This is a genomic window from Paraburkholderia sp. UCT2 (assembly GCF_014397665.1).
Lineage (GTDB): Bacteria > Pseudomonadota > Gammaproteobacteria > Burkholderiales > Burkholderiaceae > Paraburkholderia > Paraburkholderia tuberum.
In genome coordinates, this window is the sequence record NZ_VZQO01000021.1 from 1 (window position 1) to 26325 (window position 26325).

Consider the following 26325-nt stretch of genomic DNA (forward strand, 5'->3'; position numbering starts at 1 on the left):
CACGGCTTTGCTCCACGCTTCCTCCCCACGCTCGGTCACCCTTACGCAGTTGCGCTTCACTTCATTCGCTGTGGTCAGCTTATGGGAGGACTTGCACCTCCAGGAGTGCGCCCATGCTGGGCGCACATGAAAAAGCCGGCGTCCCAACGGACGCCGGCTTTCCTTATACAGCGGCAAAGCAGGCCGATAAGCCGGATTCTGTGCACGCGCCGCGCCCGAAGACTCGACCCGCGTGGCAGCCATTCCTCTAGGCGCGCCATTACTGACGCGCTCAAGCTTCCTACCCGCAGACGAGACGGGGGCCCCGTCCTGCATCGCGAAGATGCGCGCCTGCCTACTTGGAATTGCTCCGGGTGGAGGTTACCGTGCCGGTCTGCCTTGCGACAGCCGCGGTGCGCTCTTACCGCACCGTTTCACCCTTACCTGATCCCGACTTGCGCCGGGCCATCGGCGGTTTGCTTTCTGTTGCCCTGTTCCGCGTGTCGCCACGGATGGCCGTTAGCCATCACCCTGCCCTGTGGAGTCCGGACTTTCCTCGCCCTCGTTGGCCGAAGCCGTCGAGGCCGCGACTGCCTAGCCTGCTTTGCTGGCGCGAATTTTAACACCGAACTTGGAAGCGCCTAGCGCTTGCGTCGCCCCGCGCGGAACACGGACGTGTCGTCGTAGAACGCCGGCGATTCGTTCTCGGGCCACCAGCCCGGAATGCCGAGCACCGGCAGCGGCGCGAACATGCGGCTCGTCAAAGCGTCGGGGCCGAGCAGCGCCGCGCTGACGGCTTCATCGAGCCATGCGTCGCGCGTCGGGGTGTCCCATTCGAAATACTCTGCCGGAACGTCGACGATCCATGCATGGCCGGTGCAGCCCTTGAACGGCGCGATCAGCTTTTCGAGCAGCGCATGGCCGAAGCACCGCACTTCGCAGCTCCGCCCCCACGCATCGCGCCACGCGACAAACAGCGTCTGCCACTCGAAGCCGCGTAGCGCGGCGCTCAGCGAAGAATCGGCGCAAGCGAACAGCAGCGCGTTTTCGTCGAAGAGAGTCAGCATGTCGCGCACACCGCCACGCGTCGGGCCGACGCCGAGCACGTCGAGCTCCGCCGACTGGCGCGCGTTCAGCGCCGCCTTGATGCGCGGAAACGCGAACCACATCGAACCGTTGAAGAAGTCGTGCAGATTGTGGCGCGTCGGCACGCGACCGGTCGACGCTATATGCCCCTCGTACGCGGCACCCGGTGGCAGGTCGTCCTGCGCGATGAACGCAAGAGGCTGGCCGCGGCCGGTGGTCTGTTGCATCTGGGCGGCGTCGGCGTTCATCGCGGCGAGAAGGTCCGCGTGGCCGGTCAGCGCGGCTTGCTGCCAACGCTGACCGCGTGTGGCGAATTGCGCGAACCACGGCTTCGACCAGTCGATTGCGGCGAAGCACGGTGGCAGAGGCTCGGGAGCCATGCCGCGCGCAGCTTTGGCCGCCGCGGCTTCATGCGCTACCGCGGAGCCCGCTTTCGCCGCCTTATCAATATTGGCAGCGCGCTGCCCCGCCTCACGCTCCCGCATCTACCGCAGCCTCAAACGAGACGCCAGCCAATCGACTCCCCGCCTCGCAGCGGCACGACCGGCGTATCGCCGGCCGGCAGCTCGGCCGGCAGCGTCCATTCCTCACGACGCAGCGTGACCTTCTCCGTATTGCGCGGCAGACGGTAGAAGTCCGGACCATGGAAGCTCGCGAAGCCTTCGAGCTTGTCGAGCGCGCCGGCCTTGTCGAATGCTTCGGTATAGAGCTCGAGCGCGTGCAGCGCGGTGTAGCAGCCCGCGCAACCGCACGCGTGTTCCTTCAGCCCCTTCGGATGCGGCGCGCTGTCGGTGCCGAGGAAGAAGCGCGGATCACCCGAGGTCGCCGCCTCGACCAGCGCGACGCGATGGGTCTCGCGCTTGAGCACCGGCAGGCAGTAGTAATGCGGACGGATGCCGCCCTGGAAAATCGCGTTGCGGTTGTACAGCAGATGGTGCGCGGTGATCGTAGCGCCAAGCAGTTCCGGCGCGACGCCCGCTTCGCGGACGTAGTCGGCCGCGTCCTTCGTCGTGATGTGCTCGAACACGACCTTCAGCGCCGGAAATGCGCGGCGCAGCGGCATCATCACGCGATCGATGAAGACCTTTTCGCGATCGAACAGATCGATGTCCGAATCGGTCACCTCGCCATGCACGAGCAGCGGCATGCCGACTTCCTGCATCACTTCCAGCGTCTTCGCGCACTTCATCAGATCGGTGACGCCCGCGTCGGAGTTCGTCGTCGCGCCCGCCGGGTACAGCTTCACGCCGTGCACGAAGCCGCTCTCGCGCGCGCGGCGGATCTCGTCGGGCGGCGTGTTGTCGGTCAGGTACAGCGTCATCAGCGGCTCGAATTTCGCGCCCTCGGGAATCGCGGCGATGATGCGCTCGCGATATGCCTTCGCCATCGCGGTCGTCGTGACCGGCGGCTTCAGGTTCGGCATGATGATCGCGCGACCGAACTGGCGCGCGGTGTCAGGCAGCACGGCCGCGAGCATCGCGCCGTCGCGCACGTGCAGATGCCAGTCGTCCGGGCGGACCAGTGTGACGGAATCGGGGGAAACGTTGGAAGCAGTCATGGCAGGAATACGAGACTTCGCGCGCCTCGCTGATCGACCGGTCAAACCGCGTTGTAGCGGCCCAAACACATGTCAATTTCGCTATTTGGCGTCTCCGGCTCGGTGATATGCTTGGAAAATCATCATTGTAACGGCTCACTCCGTTCACAGGCTCACCTGCAACATGTGCCAACTTCTCGGAATGAACTGCGCCGCGCCGACGGACGTCACGTTTTCCTTTACCGGCTTTGCGGCGCGTGGCGGCGTCACCGATCACCACGCCGACGGCTGGGGCATCGCTTTCTTTGAAGACAAGGCGTGCCGCTTGTTCATCGATCATCAATCGTCGGCCACGTCGCCGATCGCCGAGATGGTCAAGCGCTATCCGATCAAATCGAAAAACACGATCGCGCACATCCGCAAGGCGACGCAAGGGCACATCCTGCTCGAAAACTGCCACCCGTTCATGCGCGAACTGTGGGGGCGTCACTGGATCTTCGCGCATAACGGCGACCTGCAGGCTTACGCGCCGGAACTGAACGGCGTGTATCAGCCGGTCGGCACGACCGACAGCGAACTCTCGTTCTGCGCGCTGCTGGAAGGTTTGCGTAAGGCTTTTCCGGGCGCGCAGCAGCCGCCGCTTCACGAGCTGTTCGCCGCGCTCGAGACGCTCACGCGTGAAATCACGCAGTACGGCGTGTTCAATTTCCTGATGTCTAACGGCCAGGCCCTGTTCGCGCATTGCTCGACGCATCTGCATTACGTCGTGCGTCGCTGGCCGTTTTCGACCGCGCATCTGGTCGACGCGGACGTGTCGATCGATTTCGCCAAATACACGACACCCGAAGACCGCGTCGCCGTCATCGCGACCAAGCCGCTGACCGACAACGAAGTGTGGACCGCGTTCAAGCCCGGCGATCTGCTGATGTTCCAGCATGGCGACGTGATCGGCTGCGCCAATATTCCGGTGCCGGAGTCGGTGCTCGAAAAGTTGCGCAATCCGGCACTCGACGCATCGGCGTCGGCCACGACGATCGCGGCGTCGAACGGCGCGCACGCGGTGGGCACGAGCGCAACCACGCTTTCACCCGACAGCGAAACCGATCTCGAAGCCGCCGATGACACGGCAGCGTTCGAGTCGTAAGCCGCCGCGTCACCCTACGCGTGCGAAACAAAAAGCCGCTCCACGGAGCGGCTTTTTTTCGTCCCGCGCGAGCCCCGAAACGAGGCCTGCGCACCCACCCTCAGTGCAGAATCTTCGCGAGAAAATCCTTCGCGCGATCCGACTTCGGATTCGCGAAGAAGTCTTCCTTGCGGTCGTCTTCGACGATCAAACCCTTGTCCATGAAAATCACGCGATGCGCGACCTTCTTCGCGAAGCCCATTTCGTGCGTCACGCACATCATGGTCATGCCTTCCTGCGCGAGTTCGACCATCACGTCGAGCACTTCGTTGATCATCTCCGGATCGAGCGCCGAGGTCGGCTCGTCGAACAGCATCGCGATCGGGTCCATGGACAGCGCACGCGCAATCGCCACGCGCTGCTGCTGACCACCGGACAGCTGCCCCGGATACTTGTCCGCATGTGCGCGCAGACCGACGCGATCGAGCAGCTTCAGGGCCTTCGCGGTCGCCTCGTCGTTCGAGCGGCCGAGCACCTTGACCTGCGCGAGCGTCAGGTTCTGCACGATCGACAGATGCGGAAACAGTTCGAAGTGCTGGAACACCATGCCGACCTTCGAGCGCAGCTTCGAGAGATTGGTTTTCTTGTCGGTCAGCGACTGGCCGTTGATGACGATCTCGCCCTTCTGGAACGGCTCGAGTCCGTTGACGGTCTTGATCAGCGTGGACTTGCCCGAACCGGACGGCCCGCACACCACGACCACTTCGCCCTTTTTGACTTCCGTCGTGCAGTCGGTCAGCACCTGGAAATGGCCGTACCACTTCGAAACATTCTTGATAGAGATCATCTTGCGACCTTTTTCTGAAGACCTTTGACGAGGCTCGACGCGATCACGCAGATCACGAAATAACACGCGCCCGCGAACAGTACCATCTCGACGTTCGTGCCGTCACGATCGCCAATATTCGTAGCCGTGCGGAAGAAGTCGGCGAGGCTGATCACGTAGACGAGCGACGTGTCCTGAAACAGCACGATACCCTGCGTGAGCAGCAGCGGCACCATCGCGCGGAACGCCTGCGGCAGCACGATCAGGCGCATCGCCTGCCCATAGGTCATGCCGAGCGCGAACGACGCGTTGACCTGGCCGCGCGGCACCGCCTGAATGCCGGCGCGGATGATCTCCGAATAATACGCGGCCTCGAACAGCGAGAACGCGACCATCGCCGAGGCGAGCCGGATGTCGATGTCGGCCGACAGACCGAGCACGCTTTGCAGCACCTGCGGCACGATCAGGAAGAACCACAGCAGCACCATCACGAGCGGGATCGAACGGAAGAGCGTCACGTAAGCCTGCGCGAACCATCCGAGCGGCTTGATCGGCGACAGTCGAAACATCGCGAGAATGGTGCCCCAGATGATGCCGAATACGATCGCGATCAGCGTGATCTTGAACGTGATGATCGCGCCGGTCCATAGCGTAGGCAGCGCGCCCGGAATACCGCTCCAGTCGAAATGATGCATCACTTTCCTCCGATATAGCCGGGCAGCCGGGCCTTCACTTCGACCCAGCGCATCAGTTGCATCACGATCAGATTGATCAGCATGTATGCGACCGTGACCGCGATGAACGACTCGTAAGTTTGCGACGTGTAGTCGACGAGCTGGCGCGCCTGCGCGGACAGATCGAGCAGACCGATCGTCGAGGCAACCGCGGAGTTCTTGAAGATGTTCAGAAACTCGGAGGTGAGCGGCGGCACGATGATGCGGTACGCGACCGGCAGCAGCACGTAGCGATACGTCTGCCACTGCGTGAAGCCCACCGCCAGACCGGCCGCGCGCTGCCCACGCGGCAACGCGTTGATGCCCGAGCGCACCTGCTCGCACACGCGCGCGGCGGTGAAGAGGCCCAGACACACGATCGACGATGAGAAGAACTGCGCGCCCGGCGGCAATTGCTTGAACCAGTTGCCGATCGACACAGGCAGCAGCTCGGGTATCACCAGATACCAGATGAAGAACTGCACGATCAGCGGAATGTTACGGAAAATCGCGACATAGACGGTGCCGACGCCCGACGCCCATTTGTTGGGCACCGTGCGCAGCACACCGAAGAGCGAGCCGACGATCAGCGCGATCACCCATGCCGACAGCGACACGGTGACCGTCACCCGCAGCCCCGAGAACAGCCAGCCCAGATAGGTGGTCGGCTCGCCCGTGGAGACGGGACTCAGCAGAATGCCCCAGTTCCAGTGATATGACATGACCAAGACTCCGGCAAAAAGAAACGGAAGAAGCGCGTGGCCCCTTCCGTTCCGTTCAGCGTTTCGAAAGTGTCGAAAAAGCAGCTAGGGTTTAGTCGATTGCCTTGTCGTTCGGGTTCTTGAACAGCGCACGCATATCGTCGCTCATCGGGAAGTTCAGGTTCAGGCCCTTCGGCGGGATCGGCGATTCGAACCAGCGCTTATAGATCTGTTCGCCTTCGCCCGACGTTTGCACCTTCGCGATCGCGTCGTCGGCGACCTTCTTGAAGTCGGGGTCGTTCTTGCGCAGCATGCAGCCGTACGCCTCCCGCGATTGCGGCGTGCCGACGATCACGAAATCGCCCGGGTTGCTCGACTTCGCGCGCTCGCCGGCGAGCAGCGCGTCGTCCATCATGAACGCGGCGGCACGGCCCGTCGACAGCGTCAGGAACGATTCGCCGTGATCCTTCGCGCTGATGATGTTCATGCCCATGTTCTTCTCCTGGTTCATCTTGCGAAGCAGGCGCTCGGACGTGGTGCCGGCGGTCGTGACGACCGTCTTGCCCTTCAGGTCCGGGAAGTCCTTGATGCCGGAATCTTTCTTGGTCATCAGGCGCGTGCCGATCACGAAGATCGTGTTCGTGAAGGCAGCCTGTTGCTGACGCTCGAGGTTATTCGTGGTGGAGCCGCACTCGATGTCGACCGTGCCGTTCTGCACGAGCGGAATGCGGTTCTGCGACGTGACCGGCACGAGCTTCACCTTCAGGTTCGGCATGTTCAGCTTCTGCTTGACGGCCTCGACGATCTTCATCGCGTAATCCTGCGAGTAGCCGATCACGTTCTGCTTTTCGTCGTAATAGGAGAACGGGATCGACGATTCGCGATGGCCCAGCGAAATGACGCCCGTATCCTTGATCTTTTTCAGCGTGCCCGAGTCTTGCGCATGCGCGCCAACCGTAAACAGTCCGAGAGTCGCGAGCAGCAGCGCAGCTTTTTTAATCTTCATCTTGATCTCCTTGGCAAGAACCGGCGCCAGTGTAACAAAGTAATTTTTCTGAAAGTATCGCTATTAACCATTCTGTTGCGCGCACGCCGCGATGGGCCCGCGGCGCCGTGGCACGGCCGTTTCGCGCATATGAGAAGGCGGGCGGCATCGATAGGATGCCGCCCGCCGGTCAAACACGCCGTCTTGTGGACCGCGTTGATGCACGAACTTTCGACGGTGTGCGCCTCCCGGCCCGGATACCGCGCCGCGTCACCGCCGTTTCAAACAAGATAGGACACGGTCCATCAGGGATACAAGCCGCGCATCTCGCGCGCCTGCAAAATCCGCTTGCACGCGACGATGAACGCAGCCGTGCGCACCGACACGTTCTGCTCGCTCGACACCTGCCACACCGCCGCGAACGCTTCGCGCATCACGCGCTCGAGGCGCTCGTTGATCTCGTCTTCGGTCCAGAAGAAGCTCGAGAAGTCCTGGACCCATTCGAAATATGACACTGTCACACCGCCGGCATTTGCGACCACGTCCGGAATCACGAGGATGCCGCGATCGTGCAGGATGTCGTCCGCCGCCGTAGTGGTCGGGCCGTTCGCGCCCTCGACGATGATCCTGGTCTTGATCTTGCCGGCGTTTTTTTCGGTGATCTGATTTTCCAGCGCCGCCGGAATCAGGATGTCCGACTCGACGGTCCAGAACTCATCACCGGTGATCGCGTCCGCTTCGGGGAAACCGCCGACGCCGCCCGTCTTCGCGACGTAGTCGAGCAGCGCGACCGCGTCGATGCCGGTGGACTTGTACACCGAGCCGGTGTGGTCCTGCACCGCGACGACCTTCGCGCCCGCCTCCTGGAACAGACGCGCGGCGATGCCGCCGACGTTGCCGAAGCCCTGCACCGCGATACGCGCGCCTTCAATGTCGAAGCCGATGCGGCGAGCCGCTTCGCAGCCCACCACGAACACGCCGCGGCCGGTCGCCTCGCGACGGCCGAGCGAGCCGCCGAGCGTGATCGGCTTGCCAGTCACGACGCCGGTGGCCGTCTGGCCCTGATTCATCGAGTACGTGTCCATCATCCACGCCATGATCTGCTCGTTCGTGTTCACGTCCGGCGCGGGGATGTCGGTATTCGGTCCGATGATGATGCCGATCTCGCTCGTGTAGCGGCGCGTCACGCGCTCGAGCTCGCCACGCGACAGCGTGCGCGGATCGACGCGGATGCCGCCCTTCGCGCCGCCGTACGGCACGTTCACCGCCGCATTCTTCACCGACATCCACGCGGACAGCGCCATCACTTCGGATAGCGTAACGTCCTGGTGATAACGCACGCCGCCCTTGCCCGGACCGCGCGACACGTTGTGTTGCACGCGATAACCCTCGAAGTGCGCGACCGTGCCGTTGTCGAGTTCGATGGGCACGTCGACGACGAGAATGCGCTTCGGGCGTTTCAGGGTTTCGAGCCAGCGGGACAGCGAACCGAGATACGGCGCGACGCGGTCGACCTGGCGCAGATAGTTGCCCCAAGGGCCGAGGTCTTCCTTATTGAGGTAGGAGGGAACGGCTTGCAACGTTGAGGCGGCTTGTACCGATTCTGCGGCTTGTTGCTGGGATGACATGAACGCTCCGGCGTTTGATCGAGTACGGGCATTGTGGAAAAACGCCGTATCGAAATCCAATGCCGTTTCCTTATCCCGTTATGTTTTTCCTGCATAACGTTCGCAAAGCCGCAAATTCGCGTCGTCGCGACGCAGGTTCGAGTTTGAGTTTTATGCCGCGGCTCAGGCGGCGCTCTGCCGGAGTTCCTCCGACACCACGTCCCACAACTGGCGCACGAGAATCTGGCGCGCGTCGTCGCTTTTCGCGGCGAGCTTGTCGCGATACAGGCGAATCTCCATGCTGAGCGTCAGCTGCCCTTCGGGCGTGCCGCGCGTCGCGCGATCGAGGCGGATCAGCCGGCCTTCGGCCACCGCATCTTCGACCGCGCTATGCGGCAGAAACGCGATGCCGTGACCAGCGAGCGCCATCGCCTTGAGCCCCTCGGCCATGTCGGTTTCGTAGAGCCGGTCGAGGTACAGGCGCTCCGGCGCGTTCGCGAGAATCACCTCGGTCATGCGCCCGAGGTACGCGTTCGGCGTGTACGACAGATACGGCGCGGGCGCATCGGCCGAGCCTGGCAGCGTGTGACGCGGCCGCCCCGCGCGGGCCGGCGCCGAGAACGGGCTGATCGGCTCGTGGCCGAGCGTCAGCATGTCGTAGCGCGCCGGATCGAGCGCGACCGGATGGCTCGGATGGTGGTAGCCCATCATCAGATCGCAGCCGCCTTCCACCAGCGAGAGCGCCGCATCGTGCACGTTCAGCGCGCGCAGCCGCGTGTGGATCGGGCCCATCTGCGCCTCGATGCGCTGCAGCCAGCGCGGGAAGTAAGTGAGCGACAGCGTGTGGGGGACCGCGAATTCGATCGTCGCCTGGGGCGTCGCCGTGTGGCCGCGCAGCAGCGCGCGCGCCTCGTGGAATTGCGACAGCATCGCGAGCGCCTGCTCGTTGAACACCTGGCCGGCCGCCGTGAGCCGCGTCGGATAAACAGAACGGTCGATCAGTTCCGTGCCGAGCCACGCCTCGAGCGCCTGGATGCGGCGCGAGAAAGCCGGCTGCGTGACGTGGCGCAACTCGGCCGAGCGGCTGAAGCTACGCGTTTCCGCGAGCGAAATGAAGTCTTCGAGCCATTTCAGTTCCATGCGATTGCGCTTGCCGTCGAGAGGGAAGAAGTCTGCATTCTAGCGGCGCGGATTGCGACCGACGCATCCGGGCGGGCCGATCGCGTCACAGTGGTAAAATCCACGGTTCCCTCCGTTCCCGACCCGCTCGCTGAGCGCTCAACCGCTTCAACCCGGTCCTCATCATGTCCGACACCCGCCCCGACACCCTGTTCGCGCTGAACGCGCTTTCCCCGCTCGACGGCCGCTATGCCGCCAAAACCGAAGCCCTGCGCGACTGGCTCTCGGAAGCCGCCTTCATGCGCAATCGCGTGACGGTCGAAATCCACTGGCTGATCGCGCTGTCGCGCGCCGGCTTCGCCGAAGTGCCGCGCTTCTCCGAGGCGTCCGAGCAATTCCTGCTGCAACTGGCCGAGCGCTTCACCGCGCACGACGCCGCGCGCATCAAGGAAATCGAGCGCGTGACGAACCACGACGTGAAGGCCGTCGAATACTGGTTGAAGGAATCGGTGAAGGGCCATGAAGAACTGGAGCGCGCGAGCGAGTTCATCCACTTCGCGTGCACGTCGGAAGACATCAACAACACGTCGCACGGCCTGATGCTCGCCGGCGCGCGCGAACACGTGATCCTGCCGGCGCTGCGCTCGGTGCATCAACGCCTCGTCGCGCTCGCGCACGCGCAAGCCGCCCAGCCGATGCTGTCGCGCACGCACGGCCAGCCGGCCAGCCCGACCACGCTCGGCAAGGAAATCGCCAACGTCGCCGCGCGGCTCGCGCGTGCGATCGAGCGGGTCGCGAAGGTCGAACTGCTCGGCAAGATGAACGGCGCGGTCGGCAACTTCAACGCGCACCTGTCCGCGTATCCGGAGTTCGACTGGGAAGCATTCTCGAAGGACGTCGTCGAGAACCGTCTGAAGCTCGCGTTCAATCCGTACACGATCCAGATCGAGCCGCACGACTACATGGCCGAGCTGTTCGACGCGATCTCGCGCGCGAACACGATCCTGCTGGATCTGGACCGCGACGTGTGGGGCTACATCTCGCTCGGCTACTTCAAGCAGCGCACGAAGGCCGGCGAAATCGGTTCGTCGACGATGCCGCACAAGGTCAACCCGATCGACTTCGAAAACTCGGAAGGCAACCTCGGCCTCGCGAACGCCACGTTGCGTCACCTCGCCGACAAGCTGCCGGTGTCGCGCTGGCAGCGCGACCTGACCGACTCGACGGTGCTGCGCAACATCGGCGTCGCGTTCGGCTACTCGCTGCTCGCGTACGACTCGCTGATCCGCGGCCTCGACAAGCTCGAAGTGAATGCGCAGCGTCTGAACGAAGACCTCGACAACTGCTGGGAAGTGCTGGCCGAGCCGGTGCAGACCGTGATGCGCCGTTACGGCATCGAGAATCCGTACGAGCAGTTGAAGGAACTCACGCGCGGCAAGGGCATCACGCGCGAGGCGCTGCAGAGCTTCATTGGCGGCCTGGCGATTCCGCAGGACGCGAAGGACCGCCTGCTCGCGATGACGCCCGGCTCGTACATCGGCCGGGCCGTCGAACTGGCCAAGCGGATCGGCTGATCTGCTGGCCCAGCTTCTTCAATGCATAAAAAAGCCGCTCCGAGGAGCGGCTTTTTTTCGTCCCGCGTTCGAAGCTGGAACGCGAAGCAATCAGAGACTCAGCGCGCGTCGACCTGCCTGAGCACCTCGTCGACGATCTGTTCCGGCGTCAGATCGATGCTGACCGTGATCGCTTCGTCGTCACCGGGCTCCTCGAGCGTATCGAGCTGGCTTTGCAGCAGCGACGGATCGAAGAAATGCCCGGTGCGATCCCCGAGACGCTCCGCGAGCACCTCGCGCGAACCCTTCAGGTAGACGAAGCACACGTCCTTGTCGCCGGCACGCAGAATGTCGCGATACGAGCGCTTCAGCGACGAACATGTGAACACCGCCGTCTCGCCCGCTTTCTGCTTTTCCTCGATCGCCGCGCGGATCGTCTTCAGCCACGGCCAGCGGTCTTCGTCGGTGAGCGGAATGCCGTGGTGCATCTTCTCCTTGTTCGCCGCGCTATGGAACGCGTCGCCGTCGGTGAACGCGCAATGCAGGCGCTCGGCCAGCATTTCGCCAATCCTCGTCTTGCCGGCGCCCGACACGCCCATTGCGATCAGAATCATTTGAAACTCCTTACAGGACCGCCGCGAGTGCGAAGGTCAGGCCCAGCCCCATCACCGAAATGATGGTTTCGAGGAGCGACCACGTCTTGAAGGTCTGCCCCACCGTCATGCCGAAATATTCCTTGATCAGCCAGAAGCCGCCGTCGTTCACGTGCGAGAAGATCAGCGAGCCCGAGCCGGTCGCGAGCACCATCAGTTCCGGCTTCACCTGCACCGCGCCCGCCGCCGCGATCGGCGCGACGATGCCGCAGGCGGTCGTCATCGCGACGGTGGCCGAGCCGGTCGCGAGACGCATCATCGCCGCGACGAGCCAGCCGAACAGCAGCGGCGACAGATGCACCGCGGTCGCCACGTTGGTGATTTCCTTCGAAATGCCGCTATCCATCAGTACGCGGCCAAAACCGCCGCCCGCACCGACGATCAGTGTAATACCCGCGATCGGCGCGAGACATTCTCCGCAGAACTTCTGAATCTGCTCGCGGTTAAAGCCGCGGCTCGCGCCGAAGGTCCAGAAGCTGACCAGCACGGCCGTCAGCAGCGCGACGTCGGTGTTGCCGAAAAAGCGCAGCAGATCGTTCGGCAGCGTCTTCGGCTCGAAGACCAGGTCGGCCCAGCTGCCGACCAGCATCAGGACCACCGGCAACAGGATCGTGACCAGCGTGATGCCGAAGCCCGGCAGTTCGCGCTTCGGTGCAGCGGCCTTCGCGGCGTTACCACTTTGCACGCCGTTGGCGTCCTTCACGTCGCTGCCCAGAAATTGTGCGGCAAGCGGATTTTCCTTCGGCAACTGGACATGACGGCTCACCAGCAACGCGAACAGCGGACCGGCGACGATCGCGCACGGCACGCCGACGATCAGACCGTAGGCGATCGTCTTGCCGATGTCCGCGTGATACGCCTGCACGGCGAGCAGTGCGGCCGGGTGCGGCGGAATCAGCCCGTGCACGACGGACAGACCCGCGACCATCGGCAGGCCGACCAGCAGCAGCGATTTGTTGGTGCGCTTGGCGACGTTGAACGCGATCGGAATCAGCAGCACGAAGCCGACTTCGAAGAACACCGGCAAGCCGACGATGATCGCGACCACCATCATCGCCCAGTGAATGTGTTTCTCACCGAACCAGTTGATCAGCGTGGTCGCGACGCGCTCGGCGCCGCCCGATTCGGCCATCATCTTGCCGAGCATCGTACCGAGACCGACGACGATGGCAATGTGCCCGAGGGTGTTGCCGTTCCCCGTTTCGAACGATTTGACGATGGTCTGCATCGGCATGCCGGCCACGAGGCCCAGCAGCAACGACACGATGATCAGAACGAGAAACGGATAGACCTTGAAGCGCGTGATCATCAAGATCAGCAGCGCGATCGCGATCAATGCGTAGACCAGCAGCAAGCTGCCGTGGGCAGATTCCATGAAGCCCCTCCTTTGGTTTATTGATTTCAGAGTGCGGATGCGGCCGGCACTACGTCTCACGGCAACCTGCGCGATGCCTGAAAACCCGGCTAGCCGCGCGGACGCTGAATTCTACTGTTTGTTTCCAGAAAGCGCGCGCAAATCCAGCACGCATATCAAGCAAAAAAAGAGTCTCGGCGCGACAGCCTGATGCGGCTGTATCGACGAGACTCCTGGGCCCGGTTCAGTTGACCGATGCGCTATTGGGTTGTGGGGCTTAGTGCGCGGGTGCCGCCAGCTGGCTCGCGGCGCGCGCGAGGCGCGTGAGCTCGTCCCAGTTCTGCGCGGCGAGCGCGGCCTTCGGCGTGAGCCACGAACCGCCGACACAGACCACGTTCGGCAGCGACAGGAAGTGCGGCGCGCTTTCCGGCGTGATGCCGCCGGTCGGGCAGAACTTCAGCGCCGGGAACGGGCCGTGGAACGCCTGCAGCATCGGCACGCCGCCCGCCTGCTGTGCGGGGAAGAACTTGACGATCTCGTAGCCGAGCTCGAGCGCGAGGATGATGTCCGACGGCGTCATCACGCCGGGCAACAGCGGCAGACCCACATCCTGCGCGGCCTTGTGCATGTCCTTGGTCAGACCCGGCGACACGCCGAACTGCGCGCCCGCCTTCTTCGCCTGGGCGCAATGCTCGGGCTTCGTGATCGTGCCGACACCGACCACGATATCGTCCGCGAGTTCGCACGCACGCTCGATCGCGCCGAGGCCCGCCGGCGTGCGCAGCGTGATTTCGAGCACCTTCACGCCGCCCGCGTGCAACGCGCGCGACACGTGTTCGCCCTGTTCGACCGTGTCGAACGCGAGCACCGGAATCACCGGGCCGAGGCGCACGATATCGCTTACTGTTTTCGACGTCATAGTCAGACTCCTTGTTTCTGCGGCGCCGCGCCGGCTTGCGCGGTGCTCGTGTGATGGTCGCTGGGTTGATGGCCGTGCTGATGGTCACCGTCGTGGCCGTGCTTGTGATGGCTGCCGTGGCCGTGCTGGCCGTCGACCGTGCCGCCCTCGCCGACCAGCTTGCCGAACACCGACGCGCCCTGCTCCGCCGGCGCCGCCGCCGCACGGAACACACCGAACAGCTCGCGGCCGAAGCCGACTTCGTTGTCCGCCTGATGCAGCGGCTCGGCGTTCGGACGCGCGGCCCACTCGGCTGCGTCGATCTCGATGTCGAGCACGCCCGCTTCGGCGTCGATCACCAGCATGTCGCCCGTGCGCACTTTGCCGATCGGGCCTTGCAGCAACGCTTCCGGCGACAGATGAATGACCGCCGGCACCTTGCCCGACGCGCCCGACATACGGCCATCGGTCACCAGCGCGACATGGAAACCCTGATCCTGCAGCACACCGAGCAGCGGCGTCAAACGATGCAACTCGGGCATGCCGTTTGCGCGTGCGCCCTGGAAGCGCACCACCGCGATGAAGTCGCGCTTGAGCTCGCCCTTGTCGAACGCTTCCTGCACCGCTTCCTGCGAATCGAACACGATTGCCGGCGCCTTCACCATGCGGTGCTGAGCCGCGACCGCCGAAATCTTGATTACGCCGCGGCCGAGCTTGCCCTGCATCAGACGCAGGCCGCCGTCCGGCTGGAACGGCTCCTTGATGCCGCGCAGCACCGCTGTGTCCGCGCTCGCCTCGACACCTGCCACCCATTGCAGCTTGCCGTCGAGCAGCTTCGGCTCCTCGGTGTAGCGCTTCAGGCCCTTGCCCGCGACCGTGTTCACGTCTTCATGCAGCAGACCGCCTTCGAGCAGATTGCGCACGAGGAACGCGACGCCGCCCGCTGCGTGGAAGTGGTTCACGTCGGCCTTGCCGTTCGGATAGATCTTGGCAAGCAGCGGTACCGCCTGCGACAGCGTGTCGAAGTCGTCCCAGTCGATCACGATGCCGGCCGCGCGCGCGATCGCGACGAGGTGCAGCGTGTGATTGGTCGAGCCGCCGGTCGCCAGCAGCGCGACGATGCCGTTGACGATCGCCTTCTCGTCGACCACATGGCCGATCGGCATGTAGTGGCCGCGCTCGACCGTCAGATCGAGCACGCGGCGCGCGGCCTGCGCGGTCAGCGCGTCGCGCAGCGGCGTGTGCGGATGCACGAAGGCCGAGCCCGGCAGATGCAGGCCCATCACTTCCATCAGCATCTGGTTACTGTTCGCGGTGCCGTAGAACGTGCAGGTGCCGTGGCTGTGATAGGCGGCCGCTTCCGCTTCGAGCAGCGCGTCGCGGCCGCACTGGCCGGTCGCGAACTGCTGACGCGTCCTGGCTTTGTCGTCGTTCGACAAGCCGCTTGCCATCGGGCCGGCCGGCACGAAGATCGTCGGCAAATGGCCGAACTGCAGCGCGCCGATCAGCAGGCCCGGCACGATCTTGTCGCAGATGCCGAGGCACAGCGCCGCGTCGAACATGTTGTGGGTAAGCGCGACGGCCGTGCTCATCGCGATCACTTCGCGCGAGAACAGCGACAGCTCCATGCCCGCGTTGCCCTGCGTGACGCCGTCGCACATCGCCGGCACGCCGCCCGCGAATTGCGCGACGCCGCCGTTTTCGCGCGCGGCCTGCTTGATGATGTCCGGGTAGTTTTTGTACGGCGCGTGCGCCGACAGCATCTCGTTGTACGACGACACGATGCCGATATTCGGCTCGCGAATCTGCTTGATCACGAGCTTGTCGTTGCCCTCGAGGCCGGCGAAACCGTGAGCGAGGTTCGCGCACGACAACGCGCCGCGCGCCGGAAAGCGCCCCTGCGCATGCTCGATGCGGGCCAGATACGCTTCGCGCGTGGGCTTGCTGCGCTCGATCACGCGTTGCGTGACCTTCAACAATTGCGAATGCGGGGAAACCATCGGAGCTCCTTCGTCGCTGGCGGCAGGCGCACGCATGACACCTGGCGGTATCGCGGGGTTGTGATATCGAACGACGTCATCTTAGTAGAAAAACTACACGATCGCAATGACGAACTCTGTTGCGGCGCCGCATGGCGCGGATCGCCAAGTCGCCCTACTGGCGCGCCTCAGCGCTTTACAGCAGAAACCAAGGGAATACACTTACTCGCCAATATGTAGTTTTTGTACCTGGCTTTTGTGCGCCAACGACCAATCGGATATAGTCCACACGTTCTTCAGCATAGTGCGAGTTTTCCGATGATGCTGTCCCAGGTGGAAGAGATGCGCGACCAGCTGCGCCCGTCCGAGCGCAAGCTGGCCGATTACGTGATCGAGGCGCCGCGCGAGGTGCTCGATCTGTCGATGACCGAGGTCGCCGCGCGCGCGGGCGTGAGTCAGCCGACGATCGCGCGCTTCTGTCACGCGCTCGGTTTCTCCGGCTTTCGCGAATTCAAGATCCGTCTCGCGCAGGGCATCGCCAGCGAAGTGCCCGCCGTCTATCGCGACGTGCGGCCCGACGAGCCGACGCCGGGCGTCGCCGCGAAGGTGCTCGACCGGACGATCGGCGCGCTGATTCAGGTGCGCAACAATCTGTCGTCGGATAGCGTCGCCGCGGCGATCGACATGCTCGCGCAAGCGAAGCGCATCGAGTTCTACGGAGCGGGCGGCTCAGGCATCGCCGCGCTCGACGTGCAGCACAAGTTCTTTCGGCTCGGCATGCCGAGCGTCGCGTATTCGGACCCGCATACGTTTCTGATGTCGGCCGCGCTGCTCGGACCTGGGGACGTGGTCGTCGCGATTTCCAATACGGGACGCACGCGCGACATCATCGATGCCGCGAAGGCCGCGCTGAACGCGGGCGCGAAGGTGATCGCGATCACGCACGGCAACTCGCCGCTCGCGCGGCTCGCAACCGTGGGCCTCTTTGCGAACGTCGACGAAGACACCGACATCTTCTCCCCGATGACCTCGCGCGTGTCACATCTGGCGATCGGCGACATTCTGGCGGTCGGCGTCGCGCTGAGCCGCGGGCCCGAACTGCTGGAGAAGCTCGCGCAAACGAAGGAAGTGATCCACCGGCGGCGGGTGGATTCGCAGGGGTGAACCGCTGCGATGGAATGCGGAACGACGGGATAACGCAAAAGGGCGGTGTGCCATTCAACCGGCATACCGCCCTTTGATCTTTTCCAGCGCCCTGCTTAACGCCGTCAGCCGCTCAGAACGGCTTGATCACCACCAGCGCGACCGCGGCGAGCATACCGAGCACCGGCAGCTCGTTGAACATCCGATACCACTTGTCCGAGCGGCGATTCTCGCCGCGCTCGAACCTGCGCAACAGCACGCCGCAATACGCGTGATAGATGACGAGGAGCACGACCACGCCGACCTTCGCGTGAATCCAGGCCTGCCCGCTGCCGATGCCGATCACGAGCCACAACCACAGGCCGCACGCGATTGCGGGCACGGCGATGAAGCTCATGAAGCGGAACAGCTTGCGCGCCATCAGCAGAAGACGCGCCGTCGCGGCGGGTTCCGTTTCCATCGCCAGATTGACGAAGATGCGCGGCAGATAGAACAGGCCGGCAAACCAGGAGGCAATCAATACGATGTGAAACGTCTTTACCCAAAGCATCGGCGGGTGTCCTTGTGGTCCTTGTTGTTGTGGCGCTTCGATTCGTGCTTTATTGACGGCCTTCGCCATGACCCAGCACGACGTATTTCAGCGACGTCAGCCCTTCGAGGCCGACCGGGCCGCGCGCGTGCAGCTTGTCGTTCGAAATGCCGATCTCGGCGCCGAGGCCGAACTCGAAGCCGTCCGCGAAACGCGTCGACGCGTTGACCATCACGCTCGCCGAATCGACTTCGCGCAGGAAGCGCATCGCGCGGTCGTGGTCTTCGGTGACGATCGCGTCGGTGTGCTGCGAGCTATACGTGTTGATGTGCTCGATTGCCGCGTCGATGCCGTCGACCACCTTGATCGCGAGCACCGGCGCGAGATATTCGGTGCGCCAGTCTTCCTCGCTCGCATCGACGAGCGGACCGACGCCCGCATCGGCCAGCACCGCGCGCGCCGCCGCATCGACGCGCAGCTCGACGTCCTTGCCGCGATACAGCTTGCCCAGCGGCGGCAGCACCTCAGCGGCGATGCCGCGCGCGACCAGCAGCGTCTCCATCGTGTTGCAGGTGCCGTAGCGGTGCGTCTTCGCGTTGTCGCAGACGTTCAGCGCCTTCGGCAGGTCCGCGCGATCGTCGACATAAACGTGGCAGATGCCGTCGAGGTGCTTGATCATCGGCACGCGCGCTTCGTTCATCAAACGCTCGATCAGGCTCTTGCCGCCGCGCGGCACGATCACATCGACGTACTCGGTCATCGTGATGAGCTTGCCGACCGCCGCGCGGTCCGACGTCGCGACCACCTGCACCGCGTCCTGCGGCAGACCGGCCGCTTCGAGGCCCTCGCCGATCAGCTTCGCGAGCGCGGTATTGCATTCGAGCGCTTCCGAGCCGCCGCGCAAAATGGTCGCGTTGCCGGACTTCAGGCACAGCGCGGCCGCGTCGATCGTCACGTTCGGGCGCGATTCGTAGATGATGCCGATCACCCCGAGCGGCACACGCATCTGGCCGACCTGGATGCCGCTCGGCCGGTACTTCAGATTGCTGATCTCGCCGATCGGGTCGGCCAGCGCCGCGACCTGGCGCAGGCCTTCGACCATCGTTTTCAGCGCCTTGTCGGACAGCGTCAACCGGTCGATGAACGCGGCATCGTGGCCCTTGCCGCGGGCGCGTTCGAGGTCGCGCGCGTTGGCGGCCTTCAGCAGATCGGCATCGCGCTCGATCGCCTCGGCAACGGCCGCAAGCGCCGCATTCTTCGCGGCGCTCGACGCCCGCGCCATCGCGCGCGAAGCCTGACGGGCGCGTTGGCCGAGGTCGGTCATGTACTGGTCGATATCCATGGTCATTCTCGTGATGCCGCGCACGCTGGCATGCGGTGGTCGGGCAGGATTAGCGAAAGATCAATCGATTGTAAGTCGGGTACCGGGGCTTTGCTCGCGCGCGGACAGCGGGTGCACTGTGCTGTCGCAGGTTCGCCGATGCGTTTCGTTCGGCGCGTGGCACGCGAAACGCGCTGGTCTGTGTGTGTGGAACGACTGGCAGTTGGTACACGATTGCTCGCGTCAGCCACTGCTTCGACGCTCGCGCGAATCAGCTGTGCCGCTTCAGACTGGCCGCCGCGCTGGCGCCGCCGTTGGCACCCGAGGTCGCGGCGGCGGCACTGGCGAAGCTGCCGACGGTTTCGGCGCCGCCACCGTCATCGCGAGTTCGAACAGGCCGTCCCACGGATCGGGCGGCGGATCGTTGCGATGATTACCCGGCGTGCCGCCCGACAGCCCCTTCACCTGCCGGTCGAGCCGCGCCGCCAGCGCGAGTGCCGTCTCGAGCGCCGCTTCGCTGACGCGCGACAGCGCAGGTCCGATCAGCCGTTCGCGCGGACCCCACACGCGGTTCTCGCGCGTGAGCATCGCGAGCGGCTTGCCGGCCGCGACGCCGCGCTTGATCCGCAGCAGCGTGCGCACTTCTTCGACGACCGCCCACAGCACGAGCACCGCGGCCTCGCCTTCACCGCGCAGCCCGTCGAGCATGCGCGCGAGACGGCCGACGTCGCCCGCGAGCATCGCCTCGTTGAGCTTGAACACGTCGTAGCGCGCGACGTTGAGCACCGCGTCCTGAACCTGATCGAAGCTCAGCGAGCCGTTCGGATACAGCAGCCCGAGCTTCTGGATTTCCTGATGCGCGGCGAGCAGATTGCCCTCGACGCGCTCGGCGATGAACGCGAGCGCACGCCGCCCCTCCTCGCCGGCTGCGACGCGCTGACCCTGGGCCGCGAGCCGCTGCCCGACCCAGTTCGGCAGCTGCGCGCGCTCGACCGGATCGATCTTCAGCGCGACGCCGGCGTCGGCGAGCGCGGTGAACCATGCCGACTTTTGCGTGGCCGCATCGAGGCGCGGCAGCGTAATCATCGTCAGCACGTCGTCGTTGACGGTGGATGCGAGCACCTTCAGCGCATCGGCGCCTTCCTTACCGGGTTTGCCCGACGGAATGCGCAGCTCGACCAGCTGACGGTCGCCGAACAGCGACATCGACTGGCTCGCGCCGAGCAGCGAGCTCCAGTCGAAACCGCGCTCGACCGTGAACACCGAGCGGTCGGTGAAGCCGGCCGCGCGCGCCGCCGCGCGGATGCGATCGCACGCTTCCTGCGCGAGCAGATGCTCGTCGCCGTATACGACGTACAGTCCGGCGAGGCCGCGGGCGAGATGCGCTTCGAGCGCGTCAGGTCGCAGTTGCATGGCTGGCGGTTGACGGGATGGATGAGATTCGACGAATCACGAACGGCGCGATGCTCACAGCGGCGGCGGCGGCAGCGGTGCGCGCGGCACGATGGCCGGCACGGCCTCGGCCGGCGTCGGATGCAGCGAGCGCACCACGCCGAGACGGCGGATCAGCTGATCGACCGCGTCGTTTTCCATGTCGGCGAACAGGATGTCGGACTCGGCGGCCTTCGCCTGCGAGAACTGGTCGCTATAGGTCATCGCGCGGTTCAGCGCGATCACGCTGCCCGGAATCAACACGGTGCCGTCCTTGCCGGTCAGCGTGTAGTTCATCTGCAGGTTCAGCTGATACTCGGCGACGACGCCCAGCGAATTCAGCGTCAGCGTGCTGACGTTGCGGTTCTGCGTGATCTGCAGCAGCGCATCGGCATTGGCGGGCGAGCTGACCACCACGGTGTCGCTGCCGCCCTGCACGATGCGCGTGAAGCGCGCCATGGCCGCGGGCGAGCCGCCCGCCACATAGAGGCGCTTGAACGCGAAGTCCTGCTGGCCGCGCAACTGGAAGCCGCAGGCCGACAACATCATTACGCTGCAAGCGAGCGTCAAAAACGATCTGCGAGTCACATTCGCTCCCGGTTCGCAGTGGATTCGCGGTGCCGAGGAACGCCGCCGGGCGGGCGGCGCTCCGTCTGCCGGATGAGGGCCTGGAACGTCAAACGACCACGTTCACGAGACGGCCCGGCACCACGATGATCTTCTTAGGCGCCTTGCCTTCGCTGAACTTCACGACCATTGCGTGCTCGGCCGAGAGCTGCTCGATCGCTTCGCGCGACGCGTCCTTCGCGACCGTGATCGCGCCGCGCACCTTACCGTTCACCTGCAGCACGAGTTCGATCTCGGCCTGTTCGAGCGCCTTCTCGTCGACCTTCGGCCACGGCGCGTCGAGCAGCGGGCCGAATTCGTCGGCATAGCCGAGCTCCTGCCACAGCTGGAACGTCAGGTGCGGCACGACCGGGTACAGCACGCGCAGCATCACACCGTAGGTTTCACGCAGCACGGCGGTCTGCGCGCCCTTCGCGCCGTCGAGCGCGTTGAGCATCTTCATCGCGGCCGATACCACCGTGTTGTACTGAAGACGCTGATAGTCGAAATCGGCCTGCTTCAGCACGCTATAGATCTCACGACGCAGCGCCTTGTCGGTGTCGTGGAATCGTGCGGCGTCCAACTGGCCGCCCGCGCGCAGCGCGGCTTCGTTCGTATAGCCGAAGTTCCACACGCGGCGCAGGAAGCGGCTCGCGCCTTCGACGCCCGAACCCGACCACTCGAGCTGCTGCTCGGGCGGAGCCGCGAACATCACGAACAGACGCGCGGTGTCCGCGCCGTGCTGATCGATCAGCATCTGCGGGTCGACGCCGTTGTTCTTCGACTTCGACATCTTCTCGACGCCGCCGAGCACGACCGGCTGGCCGTCAGCGTTGAGCACCGCGCCGACCGGGCGGCCCTTGTCGTCGAACGACACGGTCACTTCCGCCGGGTTGTACCAGGTCTTCTTGCCCGCTTCGTTTTCGCGGTAATAGGTTTCGTTGAGCACCATGCCCTGCGTGAGCAGGTTCTTCGCCGGTTCGCCGAACTTCACGAGACCGAGGTCGCGCATCACCTTCGCCCAGAAACGCGAGTACAGCAGGTGCAGGATCGCGTGTTCGATACCGCCGATGTATTGATCCATCGGCGCCCAGTAGTCGGTGCGCTCGTCGACCATCGTCTTCGCATCCGGCGACGCGTAGCGGTAGAAGTACCACGACGAATCGACGAAGGTGTCCATCGTGTCGGTTTCGCGCTTTGCCGCGCCGCCGCAGCTCGGGCACGTGCAGTTCAGGAACGCTTCGGACTTCGCGAGCGGATTGCCCGTGCCGTCCGGCACCAGGTCTTCCGGCAGCACGACCGGCAGGTCTTTTTCCGGCACCGGCACGTCGCCGCACTTCGGGCAGTGGATGATCGGGATCGGCGTGCCCCAGTAACGCTGGCGCGAGACGCCCCAGTCACGCAGACGCCACGTGATCTGCTTGTCGCCGAGGCCCAGTTCCTTGAGATCGGCGGCGATGCGGTCTACGGCTTCGTCGTAGGCGAGGCCGTCGTACTTGCCGCTGTTCACCAGCGTGCCGGTCTTCTCGCCGTACCAGTCCGCCCACGCTTCGGTCGAGAATTCCTTGCCCTCGACCGCAACGACCTGCCTGACCGGCAGACCGTATTTCTTCACGAACGCGAAGTCGCGCTCATCGTGCGCCGGCACGCCCATCACCGCGCCTTCGCCGTAAGTCATCAGCACGTAGTTGCCGATCCACACCTCGACTTTCGCCTGCGTCAGCGGATGCGTGACGTAGAAGCCGGTGGCCATGCCTTTCTTTTCCATCGTCGCGACGTCGGCTTCGGCGACGCCGCCGCGCTTGCATTCGTCGATGAACGGCTGCAGTTCCGGCTTGTCTTGCGCGAGACGCGTGGCGAGCGGATGCTCGGCGGCGATCGCGCAGAACGTGACGCCCATGATCGTGTCGGCGCGCGTCGTGAACACGCGCAGCAGCTTCTGTTCGCCGTCGATTTCATACGGGAAGCCGAAGTTCACGCCGAAGCTCTTGCCGATCCAGTTCTGCTGCATGATCTTCACGCGCTCGGGCCAGCCGAGGCCTTCGAGATCGTTCAGCAGTTCATCCGCGTACTGCGTGATGCGCATGTAGTACATCGGGATTTCGCGCTTTTCGACGAGCGCGCCCGAGCGCCAGCCGCGCCCGTCGATCACCTGCTCGTTCGCGAGCACGGTCTGGTCGACCGGGTCCCAGTTCACGGTGCCGGTTTTCTTGTACGCGATGCCCTTTTCGAGCATCTTCAGGAACAGCCACTGGTTCCACTTGTAGTAGTCAGGGCTGCAGGTCGCGACTTCGCGCGACCAGTCGATCGCGAGGCCCATCGACTGCATCTGCTTCTTCATGTAAGCGATGTTGTCGTAGGTCCACTGCGCGGGCGGCACGTTGTTGGCCATCGCGGCGTTCTCCGCCGGCATGCCGAAGGCGTCCCAACCCATCGGCATCAGCACGTTGTAGCCGTTCATCCGCAGATAGCGGTACATCACGTCGTTGATCGTGTAGTTGCGCACGTGCCCCATGTGCAGCTTGCCCGACGGATACGGCAGCATCGAGACGCAGTAGAACTTGGGCTTGTCGGTGGTTTCCGTCGTCTTGTAGGCGTCGATGGCGCGCCATTGCCCTTGCGCGGCGGCTTCGACGTCGGAGGGAACGTATTTTTCGTGCATGGTGTGTTGGGATCGCCAGGTTCGGTGCTTTCGCACCGGCCCGGTGCTCTGCAGAATGTCGTTGCGTCGTGTCCCCTTCGGCGGGGAAAGGGCTGATTATACCGTTCGCGGACGGGTGCGCCGCGCGGCGTGGCGCGGGACTGGGTATGCCGGATTCGTGAACGCGGTGCGCACCCGGTGGCGCTCAGTGCTGCGCGGCGGGCGGCGGCGGGTCCGTCACGAAGCCGATCCGCTCGAGCCCCGCCTGCTGCGCGGCGCCCATCACCTGCGCAATCACTTCGTAGCGCGTCGAGCGCTCCGCGCGCAGTTGGATGTCCGGCTGGTCCGCCCGCTTGCCGGCTTCGGCGAACTGCGCGCGCATCTGCGCGAGCGTGATCGGCTTGCCGTTCCAGTAAAGCTTGCCGGCGCCGTCAATCGAAAGGGAGATGGTTTGCGGGGTCTGGCGCGCGGGCGCCGCCGCGACCTTCGGCAGATCGAGCCGGATCGCGTGCGAGAACAGCGGCGCGGTGATGATGAAAATCACCAGCAGCACCAGCATCACGTCGATCAGCGGCGTCATGTTGATCTCGGCCATCGGCGCGGCCGTCTGCTTCTTCTCGAGTCCGCCGAATGCCATGTCGCCTCCTTGCGTCTGAGCTTGCCCGTGCGATGGGCGGTGTGTCGTGCGAGGAAGGTCGCGATGTGCCGAGCCCGCCGCGCGTGACAAGTCAGCGGTGCGCCTCGCGCGCCGCCTGCTGCGCGCGCGGAGGCGTCGGCGCGTGCTCGGTTGGGGAGCACACGTACGCATGCAGATCGTGCGCGAAGCCGTCCAACTCCTCGGACAATTGCCGCACGAGGCGGCCCAGCACGTTGTACGCGAGCACCGCCGGAATCGCCACCACCAGACCGAACGCGGTCATGATCAGCGCCTCGCCCACCGGTCCCGCGACGTTCTCGATCTGCGCCTGCCCGCTCGCCGCGATGCTGCCGAGCGCGTGATAGATACCCCATACGGTGCCGAGCAGACCGACGAACGGCGCGGTGCTGCCAACCGACGCAAGCAGCACCTGACCGAACTCGAGCCGCCGCTGCGACGCATTGAGCGCCTGGCGCAGCGCGCGCAGCACCCGTTCGCTGCGCTCGACGCGCGCGAGCAGCGCGCCCGGAATGTCGACCTCGGCCGCATTCAGCGCCGCTTCGGCGAGCGGCGCGAACACGCGCTCACGATCAGTGCGGCGCAGGATGGCGACGCCTTCGGCGAGCGTCGGCGCCTGCCAGAAGCGCGCGATCGCCCGGTTGGCCTGGCGTTTCGCGCGCGTCAGAATCCAGCTCTTGACGATCAGAAAACACCAGCTCGCAATCGACATGGCCAGCAGCACATAGGCGACGCCATGCGTGATTGCGTCGCTCGTTTGCAGGTAATGGATGATGCCGCTGCTGCCTGCCATCTGACCTCGCCTTGGGAAAGTGACTTCGGGAGGGCGCGCTCGGGATGCGCTACTCCGCCTCTGCGCAACGGGCTTCGCTCAACGCAGGCCGAGCACGTCCTGCATGTCGAAGAAGCCGTTGTCGTGGCCTTCGAGGAAGCGTACAGCACGGAGCGCGCCTTGTGCATATGACAGGCGGCTTGCCGATTTGTGCGTGATCTCGATGCGCTCGCCGATGCCCGCGAACAGCACCGTATGATCGCCGACGATATCGCCGCCGCGAATCGCCGAGAAGCCGATCGTCGACGGATCGCGCTCGCCGGTCACGCCTTCGCGACCGTAGATCGCGCAGTCGTCGAGGTTGCGGCCGAGCGCGTTGGCGATCACTTCGCCCATCGTCAGCGCGGTGCCGGACGGCGCGTCGACCTTGTGACGATGATGTGCCTCGATGATCTCGATGTCGTAGCCGGTCGAGAAGTGCCGCGCCGCGTATTCGAGCAGCTTCAGCGTGACGTTCACGCCGACGCTCATGTTCGATGCGAACACGACGCCGATCTTCTGCGCCGCCGCGCGCAACTGCGCTTTTTGCGCGTTGTCGAAGCCGGTCGTGCCGATCACCATTTTCACGTCGTGGCGCTGCGCGGCTTCGAGATGCGCGAGCGTCGCGTCGGGACGCGTGAAGTCGATCAGGTAGTCGGATTCGGCGAACACACGCTCGATGTCGTCGGACAGCAGCACGCCGGTCTCTTTGCCGAGGAACGCGCCGGCGTCCTGGCCAAGCTGCGCAGCGCCCGTGCGGCAGAGCGCGCCGGACAGCGTCGCGTCGGCATCGTTGACGACGGTTTCGATGAGCATGCGGCCCATTCGGCCCGATGCGCCTGCAATGGCAATTTTCATGACGATGAGGATTCGAAAAGAGTCAACCGGTATGGAGCCCGGCAAACGCAGCCCGGCGAATGCCCGGACCAGTGTGCCGGGGAATGCGCCCGGTCGATATAGGGACACGCGGCGGCAAGGAGCGAAATCGCCCGGCTCGCTGCTGGAGCCAATGCGGGCGGCCAGCCGGGACGGCTCGCTCAGGTGACTGACCGATACGGCCCGCTGCGGCGACCCA

The 26325-nt window shown here is 64.6% G+C and carries 23 protein-coding genes and 1 other RNA gene; 3 read left to right on the forward strand and 21 right to left on the reverse strand.

What is annotated here, in order from left to right; all coding sequences use genetic code 11:
- Positions 1 to 171: 171 nt before the first annotated feature.
- From rnpB to pyrC, 3 genes are all read right to left on the reverse strand, one after another.
- Positions 172 to 585, reverse strand: an RNA gene (rnpB, locus tag F6X39_RS18625) — RNase P RNA component class A.
- A 35-nt stretch (positions 586 to 620) separates the two neighbouring features.
- The gene (locus tag F6X39_RS18630) at positions 621 to 1550 is read right to left on the reverse strand and encodes a DUF3025 domain-containing protein (RefSeq protein ID WP_187617676.1); all 930 of its coding nucleotides are present in this window, start codon (positions 1548 to 1550) and stop codon (positions 621 to 623) included.
- A gap of 11 nt (positions 1551 to 1561) precedes the next feature.
- On the reverse strand, positions 1562 to 2623 hold the full coding sequence (gene pyrC, locus F6X39_RS18635) for a dihydroorotase (protein ID WP_187617677.1): 1062 nt from the start codon (positions 2621 to 2623) through the stop codon (positions 1562 to 1564).
- 163 nt (positions 2624 to 2786) lie between these two features.
- On the opposite strand from pyrC, the gene F6X39_RS18640 reads away from it, so the two are divergent.
- Positions 2787 to 3746 (forward strand): class II glutamine amidotransferase, encoded by a 960-nt coding sequence (locus F6X39_RS18640; RefSeq protein WP_184066725.1) that lies wholly within the window; start codon positions 2787 to 2789, stop codon positions 3744 to 3746.
- A 100-nt stretch (positions 3747 to 3846) separates the two neighbouring features.
- Here F6X39_RS18640 and F6X39_RS18645 read toward each other — a convergent pair whose 3' ends face one another.
- The 6 genes from F6X39_RS18645 to F6X39_RS18670 all read right to left on the reverse strand — a co-directional run bounded on the left by F6X39_RS18645 (position 3847) and on the right by F6X39_RS18670 (position 9697).
- Positions 3847 to 4572 (reverse strand): amino acid ABC transporter ATP-binding protein, encoded by a 726-nt coding sequence (locus F6X39_RS18645; RefSeq protein ID WP_090801826.1) that lies wholly within the window; start codon positions 4570 to 4572, stop codon positions 3847 to 3849.
- Positions 4569 to 5246, reverse strand: a complete 678-nt coding sequence (gene gltK, locus F6X39_RS18650) for a glutamate/aspartate ABC transporter permease GltK (protein ID WP_018421788.1) — start codon at positions 5244 to 5246, stop codon at positions 4569 to 4571. The genes F6X39_RS18645 and gltK overlap by 4 nt, the downstream gene beginning before the upstream one ends.
- Positions 5246 to 5986 carry an amino acid ABC transporter permease gene (locus F6X39_RS18655; RefSeq protein ID WP_018421789.1) on the reverse strand — a complete coding sequence of 247 codons (741 nt, stop codon included), beginning with the start codon at positions 5984 to 5986 and terminating at the stop codon, positions 5246 to 5248. The genes gltK and F6X39_RS18655 overlap by 1 nt, the downstream gene beginning before the upstream one ends.
- 91 nt (positions 5987 to 6077) lie before the next feature.
- Entirely contained in the window at positions 6078 to 6971 is an 894-nt protein-coding gene (locus tag F6X39_RS18660) for a glutamate/aspartate ABC transporter substrate-binding protein (RefSeq protein WP_184022934.1), read from the reverse strand.
- Positions 6972 to 7255: 284 nt separating this feature from the next.
- Positions 7256 to 8578, reverse strand: a complete 1323-nt coding sequence (locus F6X39_RS18665) for a Glu/Leu/Phe/Val family dehydrogenase (protein ID WP_184022933.1) — start codon at positions 8576 to 8578, stop codon at positions 7256 to 7258.
- 162 nt (positions 8579 to 8740) lie between these two features.
- Positions 8741 to 9697, reverse strand: a complete 957-nt coding sequence (locus tag F6X39_RS18670; protein ID WP_018421792.1) for a LysR family transcriptional regulator — start codon at positions 9695 to 9697, stop codon at positions 8741 to 8743.
- 164 nt (positions 9698 to 9861) lie between these two features.
- On the opposite strand from F6X39_RS18670, the gene purB reads away from it, so the two are divergent.
- Positions 9862 to 11250 (forward strand): adenylosuccinate lyase, encoded by a 1389-nt coding sequence (gene purB, locus F6X39_RS18675; protein WP_184066734.1) that lies wholly within the window; start codon positions 9862 to 9864, stop codon positions 11248 to 11250.
- Between the two features lie 98 nt (positions 11251 to 11348).
- Here the strand turns inward: purB and F6X39_RS18680 are convergent, their stop codons facing one another.
- The 4 genes from F6X39_RS18680 to edd form a co-directional block, all read right to left on the reverse strand.
- Positions 11349 to 11843, reverse strand: a complete 495-nt coding sequence (locus F6X39_RS18680) for a gluconokinase (protein WP_187617678.1) — start codon at positions 11841 to 11843, stop codon at positions 11349 to 11351.
- A gap of 10 nt (positions 11844 to 11853) precedes the next feature.
- Positions 11854 to 13257 carry a gluconate:H+ symporter gene (locus F6X39_RS18685; protein WP_187617679.1) on the reverse strand — a complete coding sequence of 468 codons (1404 nt, stop codon included), beginning with the start codon at positions 13255 to 13257 and terminating at the stop codon, positions 11854 to 11856.
- 256 nt (positions 13258 to 13513) lie between these two features.
- Positions 13514 to 14155: a bifunctional 4-hydroxy-2-oxoglutarate aldolase/2-dehydro-3-deoxy-phosphogluconate aldolase gene (gene eda / locus F6X39_RS18690; RefSeq protein WP_090801837.1), complete on the reverse strand. Its 642-nt coding sequence runs from the start codon at positions 14153 to 14155 to the stop codon at positions 13514 to 13516.
- Positions 14156 to 14157: 2 nt separating this feature from the next.
- Complete coding sequence (edd, locus tag F6X39_RS18695) at positions 14158 to 16134, reverse strand: phosphogluconate dehydratase (protein WP_187617680.1); 1977 nt, start codon at positions 16132 to 16134, stop codon at positions 14158 to 14160.
- A 297-nt stretch (positions 16135 to 16431) separates the two neighbouring features.
- On the opposite strand from edd, the gene F6X39_RS18700 reads away from it, so the two are divergent.
- Positions 16432 to 17277, forward strand: a complete 846-nt coding sequence (locus F6X39_RS18700; protein ID WP_090801838.1) for a MurR/RpiR family transcriptional regulator — start codon at positions 16432 to 16434, stop codon at positions 17275 to 17277.
- Between the two features lie 112 nt (positions 17278 to 17389).
- On the opposite strand, the gene F6X39_RS18705 is transcribed toward F6X39_RS18700, so the two are convergent.
- The 8 genes from F6X39_RS18705 to dapB form a co-directional block, all read right to left on the reverse strand.
- Complete coding sequence (locus F6X39_RS18705; protein ID WP_184066746.1) at positions 17390 to 17806, reverse strand: CopD family protein; 417 nt, start codon at positions 17804 to 17806, stop codon at positions 17390 to 17392.
- A gap of 49 nt (positions 17807 to 17855) precedes the next feature.
- Entirely contained in the window at positions 17856 to 19127 is a 1272-nt protein-coding gene (locus F6X39_RS18710) for a glutamate-5-semialdehyde dehydrogenase (RefSeq protein ID WP_187617681.1), read from the reverse strand.
- Positions 19128 to 19391: 264 nt separating this feature from the next.
- Positions 19392 to 20519, reverse strand: coding sequence for a DNA polymerase III subunit delta (holA, locus tag F6X39_RS18715; protein ID WP_184022926.1), 1128 nt, complete (start codon positions 20517 to 20519; stop codon positions 19392 to 19394).
- 54 nt (positions 20520 to 20573) lie between these two features.
- Positions 20574 to 21125, reverse strand: a complete 552-nt coding sequence (gene lptE / locus F6X39_RS18720) for an LPS assembly lipoprotein LptE (protein WP_187617682.1) — start codon at positions 21123 to 21125, stop codon at positions 20574 to 20576.
- A gap of 88 nt (positions 21126 to 21213) precedes the next feature.
- Positions 21214 to 23805: a leucine--tRNA ligase gene (gene leuS / locus F6X39_RS18725; RefSeq protein ID WP_187617683.1), complete on the reverse strand. Its 2592-nt coding sequence runs from the start codon at positions 23803 to 23805 to the stop codon at positions 21214 to 21216.
- 184 nt (positions 23806 to 23989) lie between these two features.
- Entirely contained in the window at positions 23990 to 24421 is a 432-nt protein-coding gene (locus tag F6X39_RS18730) for an ExbD/TolR family protein (protein ID WP_018421805.1), read from the reverse strand.
- Positions 24422 to 24512: 91 nt separating this feature from the next.
- Entirely contained in the window at positions 24513 to 25232 is a 720-nt protein-coding gene (locus F6X39_RS18735) for a MotA/TolQ/ExbB proton channel family protein (RefSeq protein ID WP_184058458.1), read from the reverse strand.
- 78 nt (positions 25233 to 25310) lie between these two features.
- Complete coding sequence (gene dapB, locus F6X39_RS18740) at positions 25311 to 26108, reverse strand: 4-hydroxy-tetrahydrodipicolinate reductase (protein ID WP_187617684.1); 798 nt, start codon at positions 26106 to 26108, stop codon at positions 25311 to 25313.
- Between the last annotated feature and the right edge of the window lie 217 nt (positions 26109 to 26325).

Coding starts and splice junctions, on each gene's coding strand:
- F6X39_RS18630 (WP_187617676.1), bottom strand. CDS start 1,550: ATGCGGGAGCGTGAGGCGGGGCAGCGCGCTGCCAATATTGATAAGGCG.
- pyrC (WP_187617677.1), bottom strand. CDS start 2,623: ATGACTGCTTCCAACGTTTCCCCCGATTCCGTCACACTGGTCCGCCCG.
- F6X39_RS18640 (WP_184066725.1), top strand. CDS start 2,787: ATGTGCCAACTTCTCGGAATGAACTGCGCCGCGCCGACGGACGTCACG.
- F6X39_RS18645 (WP_090801826.1), bottom strand. CDS start 4,572: ATGATCTCTATCAAGAATGTTTCGAAGTGGTACGGCCATTTCCAGGTG.
- gltK (WP_018421788.1), bottom strand. CDS start 5,246: ATGCATCATTTCGACTGGAGCGGTATTCCGGGCGCGCTGCCTACGCTA.
- F6X39_RS18655 (WP_018421789.1), bottom strand. CDS start 5,986: ATGTCATATCACTGGAACTGGGGCATTCTGCTGAGTCCCGTCTCCACG.
- F6X39_RS18660 (WP_184022934.1), bottom strand. CDS start 6,971: ATGAAGATTAAAAAAGCTGCGCTGCTGCTCGCGACTCTCGGACTGTTT.
- F6X39_RS18665 (WP_184022933.1), bottom strand. CDS start 8,578: ATGTCATCCCAGCAACAAGCCGCAGAATCGGTACAAGCCGCCTCAACG.
- F6X39_RS18670 (WP_018421792.1), bottom strand. CDS start 9,697: ATGGAACTGAAATGGCTCGAAGACTTCATTTCGCTCGCGGAAACGCGT.
- purB (WP_184066734.1), top strand. CDS start 9,862: ATGTCCGACACCCGCCCCGACACCCTGTTCGCGCTGAACGCGCTTTCC.
- F6X39_RS18680 (WP_187617678.1), bottom strand. CDS start 11,843: ATGATTCTGATCGCAATGGGCGTGTCGGGCGCCGGCAAGACGAGGATT.
- F6X39_RS18685 (WP_187617679.1), bottom strand. CDS start 13,257: ATGGAATCTGCCCACGGCAGCTTGCTGCTGGTCTACGCATTGATCGCG.
- eda (WP_090801837.1), bottom strand. CDS start 14,155: ATGACGTCGAAAACAGTAAGCGATATCGTGCGCCTCGGCCCGGTGATT.
- edd (WP_187617680.1), bottom strand. CDS start 16,134: ATGGTTTCCCCGCATTCGCAATTGTTGAAGGTCACGCAACGCGTGATC.
- F6X39_RS18700 (WP_090801838.1), top strand. CDS start 16,432: ATGATGCTGTCCCAGGTGGAAGAGATGCGCGACCAGCTGCGCCCGTCC.
- F6X39_RS18705 (WP_184066746.1), bottom strand. CDS start 17,806: ATGCTTTGGGTAAAGACGTTTCACATCGTATTGATTGCCTCCTGGTTT.
- F6X39_RS18710 (WP_187617681.1), bottom strand. CDS start 19,127: ATGGATATCGACCAGTACATGACCGACCTCGGCCAACGCGCCCGTCAG.
- holA (WP_184022926.1), bottom strand. CDS start 20,519: ATGCAACTGCGACCTGACGCGCTCGAAGCGCATCTCGCCCGCGGCCTC.
- leuS (WP_187617683.1), bottom strand. CDS start 23,805: ATGCACGAAAAATACGTTCCCTCCGACGTCGAAGCCGCCGCGCAAGGG.
- F6X39_RS18730 (WP_018421805.1), bottom strand. CDS start 24,421: ATGGCATTCGGCGGACTCGAGAAGAAGCAGACGGCCGCGCCGATGGCC.
- F6X39_RS18735 (WP_184058458.1), bottom strand. CDS start 25,232: ATGGCAGGCAGCAGCGGCATCATCCATTACCTGCAAACGAGCGACGCA.
- dapB (WP_187617684.1), bottom strand. CDS start 26,108: ATGAAAATTGCCATTGCAGGCGCATCGGGCCGAATGGGCCGCATGCTC.